Below are 10,330 nucleotides of genomic sequence, written 5' to 3' on the forward strand. Positions count from 1 at the left end.
AAAACTTATAGGAGAGTAGAGTGCAAAACATTACTTTGCAAGAAAAGCTGGATCTACAGGGCGTCTTTCGCGTTATTTATGAGAAAAAAGAGTCGAAATTTGCGATCTTTTACAAGGCGCTTTTGAAAAAATTTTTTAAAAATTTTAAAAAATGAGCGCCATTCGGGAGCATATTATTATGTTTCCCAGCGGCAAATACAGATCGCGTTTGTAGCGCAGATATCTCTTTCTTGCGCTGCGGCCGCGCGCGGCATTCTTTGACACAAGGCTTAAATGAATGCCGCCAACCTCTCTCGCTTTAAAATTTTGATTTACTTGTTTACTTTTTGGGTGCCGGCCGATTTGATTCCAAATTTTATACTTCGGCATATACGATCTTAAATTTAACTCGCAATCGCTTCTTAAAATTTGATTTAGTGCCTATAAATTTTGATATAAATTCTGCGCGCCAGCAAAGCCGCCGGATGAAATAAATTTAATTCAAGACAAAGCGAAGTAAGGCTTCCCCTGGCAAACGTAGCTCGATGAATCAAAATTTAATCGAGCACTGGTGTGCCGGAATTTTAAACTCAAACGAAATAAATTTACCCGTAGCAGGAGCCGGCGCGCATACGGGCAGATGAGGAGCTCGGCAAAGGCGGCTTAAATTCGGCTTCGATCAAAGGCGATTAAATAGCGTTTTATAAAAACTAAGGCAGCTCAGAAAAGAAGGATTTTAATCAAAAGATGGGGCAAGCCGTGCGCGAGAAAAGGCTTTAATCAAAAGATAGTTAAGCTGGGCTTTTAATCGGAAGCAGGAGAAGTGCGAGCAAAAATTTTAATGAAAGGAGGCGGCAAACTAGGACTTTAATCAAAAGCAAAGGCAGCCTAGCCGTGGAAGCTTTGGTTAAAGCAAAATAAGACCCGCACTACTTTTACTGCACCAAATATTTTTCCAAAAACTCTCTTTGGCGAAATCCAAGCCCAATCCGCACCGCAAATTCCGTCAAATTCTTAAAATTTAACCCTTTTTCTTATCCTTCTTGTTCTTGCGGGAGGGGCTTTCCAGCTTGCGCCAAGCCTCGCTTTTTTGGCTATCCTCCATTAGGACTATCTCCCTGGTGCCGTTTCGCACGAGGTTTGGATCCACTGCAAGCTCCTTCGCACCAATTTTTTCGGGATAGTCTATGCGTGAGAGGATGCAGCGGAAGGCGTTTAGTCGCGCGATCTTTTTGTCGTTGCTATCAAGGATCGTCCACGGCGCAAACTCGGTATTTGAAGCGAGCAGCATCGAGTATTTTGCGAGCGTGTATTGATTCCACAGCTCCTGCGATCTCGCATCCACCGGCGAGAGTTTATACTGCTTCAGCGGGTCGGTGCGGCGCGATTCGAAGCGCCTTTTTTGCTCCTCTTTGGAGACCGAAAAGTAAAATTTAAACAAAATTATCCCCGCACTTACCAAAAGCTCCTCAAATTTAGGCACTTGGCGCAGGAAATCTTTATGCTCGGCGTGGGTGCAAAAGCCCATCACCGGCTCAACCATCGCGCGGTTGTACCAGCTGCGGTCAAAGATCGCAATCTCGCCGCCGCTGGGTAGGTGCGCGACGTAGCGCTGGAAGTACCATTGAGTCTTTTCGACGTTGCTCGGCTTTTCGAGCGCTACGATGCGGCATCCGCGCGGATTTAGATGCTCGGTTAAACGCTTGATCGTGCCGCCTTTGCCCGCCGCATCGCGCCCCTCCATCAAAATCAAAATTTTTAGCCCCTTCTCTTTTACGAATTTTTGCAGCTTCAAAAGCTCGATCTGGTATCTCTCAAGCAGCGTTTCGTAGTCTTTGAACGAGATTTTTTCGTACTTTGAGCTTTTAAATTCTATCTCTTTCAGTGCTATTTCGCCTGTTTCGGTTTTGATCTCTTTGCTCATATCGCCTCCTAAAAATTTTAAGGAATTTTACAAAAAAGTTCTTTATATTACACTATAAATTCATACTTATTACGTTAGAATGTAGGAAAAAATTTCAAAGGATAAAATTTGATCAGATCACTTATTTTGGCAGCGTTTCTTCTTTTAGGCTTGGGCGCCGAGCCCCTGAAACCCTCCGATGCGTTCAAGCTTAACGCGGCGGCGCAAAGCGATGGCGTAACGCTAAGCTTTGATATCGCGGACGGGGTCTATCTCTATCAAAACGAGATAAAAATTTTCATTGGCGGCGCGGAGGTAACGAATTTAATAAATTTGCCCGCCGCGACCGAATACAAGGATTATAAAATTTACGAGGGCAAATTTAGTATCGCCGTGCCTTTGGGCCTCGTGCTTGCAAATGCCGCAGACAGCGATGATTTCGTACTTAACGGCGATTTTTTGGGCTGCACGAAGTCGGGCTTTTGCTATCAGCCGCAGCAGTTCGGCTTTAGCTTCAAGCGCGTGGTGGAGGGCTATGAGATCAGCAAAATTTCAAACTCCGAGCTGAAAAGATACCGAAGCGGCGTAAATTTCGCGCAGATTTCTGCCGCAGACAGCGCGCAGAGCGGGGCTGTAAATTTTAAAAGCAATACTACAGCAGCGGGCGCAGAGACAGATTCCATGGCGGACTCTCACGTAGTGGGAAATTCCGCGGCAAGCTCGGCGGAAAGCGCTGCTTTAAATTCCGACGAAACCTCCGCGCAAAAAACTTCTCGCGGCGCAAATTCCATCTCCGAACAGGATAAAATTTTAAACGTTCTTAGCGGCAAAAGCTTCATCGCCGCGATCGCGCTGTTTTTCGGCTACGGCGTGCTGCTCTCGCTAAGTCCTTGCGTCTATCCGCTCATCCCGATCCTCTCGTCGATCATCGTGGCGAAAACTTCCTCGAAGCCGAGCGCGAAAAAAAGCCTCGCCGTAAGTCTCGCGTATATTTTCGGGATGGCGAGCTCGTATGCGATTTTAGGGGCATTCGTGGCGGTTTTCGGGCAAAATTTACAGGGCCTGCTGCAAACTCCGCCCGCGCTGATTTTAACCTCGCTCATATTCGCCGCGCTCGCGTTTTCTATGTTTGGATTTTATGAGATTCGCTTGCCTGCACGCTTTCAAAGCTTCTTAAATAGCAAAAGCGAAAATGCTGGCGGCCTGATCGGAGTTTTTTCGATGGGGCTTATCTCGGCGCTCGTCGTATCGCCGTGTATCTCCGCTCCGCTTGCGGGCGCGCTCGTTTACATTGCGGGCAGCGGCGACATCCTGCTGGGCGCAGCGGCTCTTTTTGCGCTGGGGCTCGGAAGTGGCGCGCTGCTGCTTGTAGTTGGGCTTGGCGGCGCATTGCCTAGGCCCGGAGCTTGGATGGAGGCGGTGCCTAAAATTTTTGGCTTTTTGCTGCTTTTTACGGCGGTGTGGATTTCGCGCACGCTCATCGGCGAAAATTTAAGCCTGCTGATTTACGCGGTTTTAGGCGCGATCTTCGCAGGATTTTTGGGGCTATTTGACAGCGGCGCGGGCGGGATCAAGCGCGCTTTAGCCCTTGTGGTCGCTTTGTATTCGGCGCTGCTGCTCGCGGGCTTTGCCAGCGGTGCGAAAGATTTTTCCAGGCCGCTTGGTAATCTAATTCCGCAAAATGCGAGATATTTTGAGGGCGATTTGGGCGGCAAGGGCTTGCAGGCAGGTAAAATTTCTAGCGCTCAAAATTTTAGCGGCGCGCATTTTTCGTTTGTACGCGATCTGGCGCAGCTGCAGGGCGAAATAGAAAATTCCAAAAAGCCCGTGATAGTCGATTTTTGGGCTAGCTGGTGTAAAAATTGCGAGCAGAGCGAGCGAGCGTTTGCAGATCCTGCGCTTGCCGGCGCGCTTGATAAATTTAGCCTTTTAAAGATTGATCTCAGCGAAGATAGCGAGCAAAATAGGGCGATAAAAACGCATTTTAACGTATTCGGTCCGCCTACGATTCTGTTTTTTAAAGAGGGCGCCGAGATTGCGAGCCTGCGCCAGATCGGCAGCGTAAATTCCGAAAAGCTGGCTGAGATTTTAACCGAAATTTAGTGAAATTTAGATAGATTTCAAACAAAATTTAGTTTTAAGGATTGCGCGATGATAAGCAAAAATAGGGCTACGAAAGAGACTAAAATCGAGCTGGAGCTGGAGCTTTACGGGCGTGGCTCGGCGCAGATACAAACGGACATCGGTTTTTTTGATCATATGCTTAGCGCGTTTGCCAAGCACGCGTGGATCGATCTGAGCTTGCGCTGCGAGGGCGATTTGCAGGTCGATTTTCACCACAGCGTCGAGGACTGCGGCATCGTGCTCGGAAGCGCGATCAAAGAGGCGATCTATCCCGCGCAAAACATCGAGCGCTTCGGCGATAGCGTCGTCGTGATGGACGAAGCTGCCGTAAGCACCGCGCTTGATTTTTCTAATCGCGCGTTTTTGGTATTTGATTGCCCGAGCCTAAAGCGCGGTAAGATCGGCGAATTCGATGCCGAGCTCGTGGAGGAATTTTTCCGCGCTCTGGCTTTCAACGCAAATTTAACGCTGCATCTAAGCCAGATCCGCGGCGAAAATCTGCATCACGTAGCAGAAGCCGCGTTTAAGGCGTTTGCCGTCGCATTTCGTCGCGCGATAAGTATCAACGAGCGCGCCGGCGTGCCTAGCACTAAGGGCGTTTTATAGCGGCAAATGCGCGCTAAATTTAGCAAAATTAGCAATTCGCGGTTTTGAAATTTTATCGACGTTTGAAATTTTACTCTCGCCGCTCGCTTAAAATCCGCGAAATTCCGTCTTTGCTAGAATTGATTTGCAAAGGCGCGCCGCTTGGCTGAAATTTTAAACCAGCGGCGTGCGTATAGGCTGTCTAAAATTTTGCGCTCGCATTGCGTCGAAATATCGCTTTGCGTATTAAATTTTGAAGGTGAGATATGGATTCTTTCTCGATTTTTATTTTCCTTTTGTTCGCGCTGCCGATCGTTTTGTTTATTTGGTTCGTCGTGCGTTTAGTAAAATTTATCAGATCAAAAAACGAACCCGCGCGCTGCAGAAAGGATAAAATTTTTCTGATCCTTTCTGCGCTTGCGCTTGCGTGTTCCACGGGCGCGGTGGTCGGCTTTTTATGGCTACTTGACCGCGCGCTTGCGCATATGTGAGGCATAAAATGAGCGATGAAATTTTTCAAAAAACGATCGCAGTAATAATTACGGCGTGGGCGATCAGCGTTTGCGCGCTAACCGCAGCGGCGCTGTATCTGCAGAGCAAATGCTCGATCATCTCCTATATCGCGAACGGCAACTAAGATGAAGCGTGCAATTATCGCCATTTTGCTGCTGCTTAGCTTGGCGGCTTTCGATTTTGCGTTTTACCGCCTCGTCGTGAAGCGATACGTAAATCAAAGCAGCGTCACGATGCAGGCTAAATCGATCGAGCTGCATAAATTTCTGCCGTTTGAGCAGGGCTCGCAGATTGTGCGTGTTAGCTCTAGCTTAAAGCTTAGCAGCGATCTGCCGATAATCGACGGAGCAGCCGCGCTATATCCGGTGTTTTCGGCGTTCGTCGCGGCGAACTATCCGAAGGAAAGCGTAGAATTTGACGGGCAAAATTTCACGAGTGCTAGCAGGCTTAAATTTAGCAATACCCGCGGCGCGTACAAGGCCATAAGCGACGGCGAGGCGGATCTCATTTTCGTCGCCGCACCTTCGAAGCAGCAGCTCGATTATGCGCGCGAAAAGGGCGCGCGCTTGCGCTTCGTGCCGATCGGGCTGGAGGCGTTCGTCTTTATCGTAAATGCGAATAACAAAGTATCTAATTTAACCGTGGATCAGGTGCGAGGGATCTATTCTGGGAAGTTTGACGATTGGTCGCAGCTAGGTGGCGAGCGTATGCGAATAGATGCCGTGCAGCGAAACACAGGCAGCGGCAGCCAGAGCGCGTTTTTGAAATTTATGGGCGAGACGCAGCCTAAGCGCAAGATCACGGGCTTTTTCGGCAGTGCAATCGGCTTTTCGTTTCGCTATTACGTCGAGGGGATCGTGCAAAACGGCGGCGTGAAGATGCTTAGCCTAAACGGCGCGTATCCGAATAAAGAAAATATCGCTAGCCGTAAATACCCGCTCGTAGCCGAAATTTACGCGGTTTACGATGAAAATAACAAAAACGAAAATATCCGCATCTTGATAGATTGGATCCTTTCGCCGCAGGGGCAAAGCATCATCGAAAATAGCGGCTACGTGCCGATTAAGGGCTAAGATCGCGGCTTAAATTTATATGGCATTTGCCAAAAATTCAGCCAAATTTCGTTAAAATCACAAAATTTCAAAAAACGGAAAACGAAGTGATAAAGATCATATTTTTAGACGTAGACGGCTGCCTTAGCGACGGCGGGCTGTACCATTCAAACGGCGGCGAAGAGATGAAGAAATTTAACGTAAAAGACGGGTTTGGCATCCAGGAGTGGCAGCGGCTGGGGCTAAAGGTCGCGATCATCACCGGCAAAAGCTCGCAAATCGTCGCAAACCGCGCGCGCGAGCTAAAGATCGATACGCTCTTTCAAGGTGAAAAAGACAAGCTCTCAAGGGCGGAGCAAATTTTAAAAAATTTTAACCTAAGCTTCGATGAGGCCGCCGCGATCGGCGATGATATAAACGACGCGAAGCTTTTAAATGCGGTCGCGATCAGCTTCAAGCCTGCCGATGCGCTAAGCTCGCTAAAAGCGGACGTCGCGCTAAGCAAAAACGGCGGCTGCGGCGCAGTGCGCGAGATGATCGAAATACTCGTCGATAAAAACGGCATGCGCGAAGAGTGGAATAGCAAATGGCTGTAATTTTGCAAGCGCGCGCGAGGGGCAAAATTCTGCGCAGATCAAGAAGGACCGAGCGATGGTGATAAAAATTTTCTACGTCGCGATTGCGATCTTTTGCGTCGCGATGGTGTTTTTAAGCGTGCAGACGCCGTATTTTAGCGATATGTTTAGACAGGATCTAAGCATTGCGAATATGGAGATGAAAAAGATCGTCGATTATCAGATCGGCGAGCGCGTGGATGCTAAATTTACCGCGGACGGCGGCACTCGCTATAAGGATCGCGACGAGTTTGTAAATTTTAAAGCCGAGGAGATTAGCGCAGATCTAAATCACACTTTGGTTTCAAAGACCGCGACGCGCGCAGGCGAGCTGATAAAATTTAACGGCGATGCGCACTATGTAAATAGCAGAGGCTTTGATTACACGGCGCAGGAGATCATCTACGATACGAGTAGCAAGATCGTCCGCTCCGACGTGCCGTACGTGCTACGCCAAGGCGGCGACCGCATCACGGGCGCAAGCATCAGCTACGACACCAAAACCAAACAAACAAACTCAAAAGGAATCCACGCATGGTATTTAATAAAAGATCAAAACTCCACAAACTAATACTTTCAGCTGCGCTAATTACTAGCTTTGGCGCGTCTAATCTCAGTGCCGCGCAGGAGCAGGTCGAGGTCACGGCGGATAATTTTTTCGCCGACGAGATCAAGCAGATCAGCGTGCTGACGGGCAACGTTCGCATCAAAAAGGGCGCTTATGATACGCTAAATTCCGATAAAGTGACGATCTACTTCGACGCCAAGCGCCAGCCTACCAAATATGTCGCTACGGGAAACGCAAATTTTAAAATTTTACTCAATCAGAAGCATTACGACGGCAAGGGCGGCGTGCTGACCTACGATCCGACTATCGAGGCCTACACGCTCGAAAACAACGCCTATCTGCACGAGGCCGAGACCAAAAAGGAGGTTTACGGCGATAAAATCATCGTAAATCGCCAAAAGGGCACCTACGAAGTAAAAAGCGGCGGCGGCGAGAAAAAGCCCGTGCGTCTGATCTTTCAGGTCGAAGATCAAAACAAATGATCTATCCTAGCAGCGCGCAGTTTATCACCTCCGCCGCAAATATCGCGGGTGCGCCCGAGTTTGCTATGAGCGAAGTGGCGTTTTTGGGGCGTTCAAACGTCGGCAAAAGCAGCCTGATAAACGCGCTTACCGGGCGCAAAAATCTAGCCAAATCAAGCTCGACTCCCGGCAAAACGCAGCTGATAAATTTTTTTGAAGTTAAATTTAAACAAAAGCTTGCCGCAGATTCGGACGGCTTGCAAACCGAAACACCGCCCGATCTGGCGAGTAAAGGGGCTTTAAACTCGGCTGCAAATTGCGCGCAAGAGCGCGCGGAGGCTGCGGCGTCTGAGCGAAATTTAAAGCAGGAATCCGTTTTAAATTTAAAAAGCGCTTCGGCAGATTTTAGATCGGATCGCGAGACAGATCTTGCGGCAGGTTTTGCGCCGAATTCCGCGCAAAACTCCGAATTAAATTTTACAGGTAGATCCGCGCTAAGCTTAGCGGGCAACCCCGCCTTTTCGGATCTTGCGAGCTTGGGTGAAAATATCTCTTTGATCTTTGTGGATCTGCCTGGGTTCGGGTATGCCAAGGTTTCTAAAAAACTGCATTATATCTGGCAAAAAAATCTCGACGAATTTATCAAAGAGCGCCTAAATATCAAGCTTTTCGTCCATCTCATCGACGCGAGGCAGTTTGATCTTGCGATAGATAAAAATTTGCAAAACTATCTCGCTAGTTTTCTGCGCGGCGATCAAAAGGTCGTGAGGCTCTACACCAAAGCCGACAAGCTCAACCAAAGCGAGCGCGCAAAGCTTTTGAGGTACGATCCGCAGGCTGTTTTGGTCTCGACGCTAAAAGGCAGCGGGCTTGCGAAAGCGCGCGAAATCATCGTGCGGGGGGCGTTTGGATTATGAAATTTCTAAATTTAAATACGTTAAATTTTGCGGCGCAGAATTTCAAAATAATTAAATTCAGCGGATATAAAATGCGCCGCCAAGATCGCGCAAAGATTAGGGAAAATTTTAGATGATACGGCTAAAAAAGGCGCGCCTTTGCGATATTTCGCGTATGCAGGAGCTCGTAAAAGAGGAGGTGCAAAACGGCGTAATCTTGCCGCTTGAAAGCGATGAGATAGCTGCCAATATCCGCTCATACGTGCTGGCGTTCGGCTGCGATTCTAAGGCGGATACGAGCTTTTATTCTAAAGAGAATTCCGATTTAAATTTAGCCGAGAATTCCTACTTAAATTTAGCGTGCGGCTCGGATTTAAATTTAATACAAAGCTCCGCCGAAAATTTTGCTGAAAACCCTGCTGAAAATTCGACTGAAGATGCCGCGGGCAATTTCGCGTCGCAACTAGCTACGCCGCAAAGCGCAGCGCAAGCCGTATCCGGGGCGAGCCGCGCACAAGCGGGCAAAGAGCAAATTTTACGGAGCAAATATTCGCAAAGCGCGGGCGTTTTTCAAACCAAACGTTCGCAGCCCTGCGAATCGCAGTGCCTAAAAGAAGCCGAAATTTTAGCGGGCTTTGCTTCGCTTAAAATTTTTAATGCAGATCTTGCCGAGGTGCGCTCGCTCATCGTCGCTCCGCAGTTTCGCAGGCAGGGCATTGCCAGGGCTATCGTAAACGAGCTGCTAGATGAGGCGAGATTTTACGGGCTAAAAAGCGTATTTACGCTCACCTATCAAAAGGAATTTTTCGAGCGGCTGGGTTTTACCGAAATCCCAAAGGATGAGCTGCCCGCGCAAAAAATTTGGGCTGATTGTATTAAATGCAAAAAGTTTCCGGTATGCAACGAAATCGCACTTATCTATACGTTATAGCGGACACGCTTTTTAGCGCGGGAGTTCTTTTTTACCTGCTTCTAAGTGCGGTGTATAGAGGCTTGCCGCCGCTGATTGGATTTTTTTTCACGGCGATGGTGGTGCAAAAATACGAAAACGACGTGAAATTTAAAAAGTTCGGCTTTACCTGGTTTTTCTCTATTTTTTATCTATTTTGCGCCGAGCAGATCCACGGATTTAACCTATTTAGCGTGGCTATCGCGTATTGTATATTTTATTTCGTGGTCTATGAAAATTCATTTAAATATATTAAATTTAGAAATTTTTTGATCTGCTTTTACGTGATGATTAGCTATGTTTTGGTCTTTGTGGTGAGCAACGCGATCTCTACGATCAAAAAGAGCGAGTATCTGCCCCTAAGCGGCGAGTATTTAAATTACATCGTGATTGAAATTTTGCTTGCTCTGCTCTTTTTTAAGGGGCGGCTGGTATGAGGCTAAAGTTCGTATTTGCTTTTGTGATACTATTTTTTAGCATGCTTTTGGTTAGAATTTATTATCTTTCGATCAAATCAAACGAATTCTACGAGCAGGTCGCTAAAAACAACGTCATCTCTACCGAATACATCCCACCGGTGCGCGGTCAAATTTTAGACGCCAAAGGCCGCCCGCTTGCGATAAACAATCTCGGCTTTTCGCTATCCATCGCGCCACATCTAAAAGACGCCGCGCTGCAAAGCGAGC

The 10,330-nt window shown here is 48.0% G+C and carries 12 protein-coding genes and 2 pseudogenes; 13 read left to right on the forward strand and 1 reads right to left on the reverse strand.

Annotation, left to right across the window (positions count from 1 at the left end; all coding sequences use genetic code 11):
• The first annotated feature begins 20 nt into the window (after window positions 1-20).
• Window positions 21-155 (forward strand): hypothetical protein, encoded by a 135-nt coding sequence (locus Q0238_RS07000; RefSeq protein WP_005869088.1) that lies wholly within the window; start codon window positions 21-23, stop codon window positions 153-155.
• An 845-nt stretch (window positions 156-1,000) separates the two neighbouring features.
• Here Q0238_RS07000 and ppk2 read toward each other — a convergent pair.
• Entirely contained in the window at window positions 1,001-1,903 is a 903-nt protein-coding gene (ppk2, locus tag Q0238_RS07005) for a polyphosphate kinase 2 (RefSeq protein ID WP_297944363.1), read from the reverse strand.
• 108 nt (window positions 1,904-2,011) lie between these two features.
• Here ppk2 and dsbD point away from each other — a divergent pair, with 108 nt between their 5' ends.
• The 12 genes and pseudogenes from dsbD to Q0238_RS07070 all read left to right on the forward strand — a co-directional run.
• A complete protein-coding gene (gene dsbD, locus Q0238_RS07010) occupies window positions 2,012-3,985 on the forward strand; it encodes a protein-disulfide reductase DsbD (RefSeq protein WP_297944366.1) in 1,974 nt (657 codons plus the stop codon).
• 48 nt (window positions 3,986-4,033) lie between these two features.
• The gene (hisB, locus tag Q0238_RS07015) at window positions 4,034-4,612 is read left to right on the forward strand and encodes an imidazoleglycerol-phosphate dehydratase HisB (protein ID WP_297944369.1); all 579 of its coding nucleotides are present in this window, start codon (window positions 4,034-4,036) and stop codon (window positions 4,610-4,612) included.
• 245 nt (window positions 4,613-4,857) lie between these two features.
• Window positions 4,858-5,082 carry a hypothetical protein gene (locus Q0238_RS07020; protein ID WP_297944372.1) on the forward strand — a complete coding sequence of 75 codons (225 nt, stop codon included), beginning with the start codon at window positions 4,858-4,860 and terminating at the stop codon, window positions 5,080-5,082.
• An 8-nt stretch (window positions 5,083-5,090) separates the two neighbouring features.
• Entirely contained in the window at window positions 5,091-5,228 is a 138-nt protein-coding gene (locus tag Q0238_RS07025; protein ID WP_297896117.1) for a hypothetical protein, read from the forward strand.
• Between the two features lies 1 nt (window position 5,229).
• A complete protein-coding gene (locus Q0238_RS07030; RefSeq protein WP_297944376.1) occupies window positions 5,230-6,177 on the forward strand; it encodes a substrate-binding domain-containing protein in 948 nt (315 codons plus the stop codon).
• An 86-nt stretch (window positions 6,178-6,263) separates the two neighbouring features.
• Window positions 6,264-6,752 (forward strand): HAD-IIIA family hydrolase, encoded by a 489-nt coding sequence (locus Q0238_RS07035; RefSeq protein WP_177389116.1) that lies wholly within the window; start codon window positions 6,264-6,266, stop codon window positions 6,750-6,752.
• Window positions 6,753-6,807: 55 nt separating this feature from the next.
• Window positions 6,808-7,341 (forward strand): LPS export ABC transporter periplasmic protein LptC, encoded by a 534-nt coding sequence (gene lptC, locus Q0238_RS07040; protein WP_297944378.1) that lies wholly within the window; start codon window positions 6,808-6,810, stop codon window positions 7,339-7,341.
• The gene (gene lptA / locus Q0238_RS07045; protein ID WP_297944381.1) at window positions 7,305-7,820 is read left to right on the forward strand and encodes a lipopolysaccharide transport periplasmic protein LptA; all 516 of its coding nucleotides are present in this window, start codon (window positions 7,305-7,307) and stop codon (window positions 7,818-7,820) included. The genes lptC and lptA overlap by 37 nt, the downstream gene beginning before the upstream one ends.
• A pseudogene (locus Q0238_RS12280) lies at window positions 7,817-8,116 on the forward strand (GTPase); the annotation flags it as partial. The gene lptA and the pseudogene Q0238_RS12280, both read left to right, overlap by 4 nt.
• A gap of 712 nt (window positions 8,117-8,828) precedes the next feature.
• Window positions 8,829-9,626, forward strand: a complete 798-nt coding sequence (locus tag Q0238_RS07060) for a GNAT family N-acetyltransferase (protein ID WP_363317127.1) — start codon at window positions 8,829-8,831, stop codon at window positions 9,624-9,626.
• Window positions 9,593-10,081: a hypothetical protein gene (locus Q0238_RS07065; RefSeq protein ID WP_297944386.1), complete on the forward strand. Its 489-nt coding sequence runs from the start codon at window positions 9,593-9,595 to the stop codon at window positions 10,079-10,081. The genes Q0238_RS07060 and Q0238_RS07065 overlap by 34 nt, the downstream gene beginning before the upstream one ends.
• A pseudogene (locus tag Q0238_RS07070) lies at window positions 10,078-10,330 on the forward strand (penicillin-binding protein 2); the annotation flags it as partial. The gene Q0238_RS07065 and the pseudogene Q0238_RS07070, both read left to right, overlap by 4 nt.

The sequence above is a fragment of the uncultured Campylobacter sp. genome, assembly GCF_938045775.1.
In the GTDB taxonomy this organism is placed as follows: Bacteria; Campylobacterota; Campylobacteria; order Campylobacterales; family Campylobacteraceae; genus Campylobacter_B.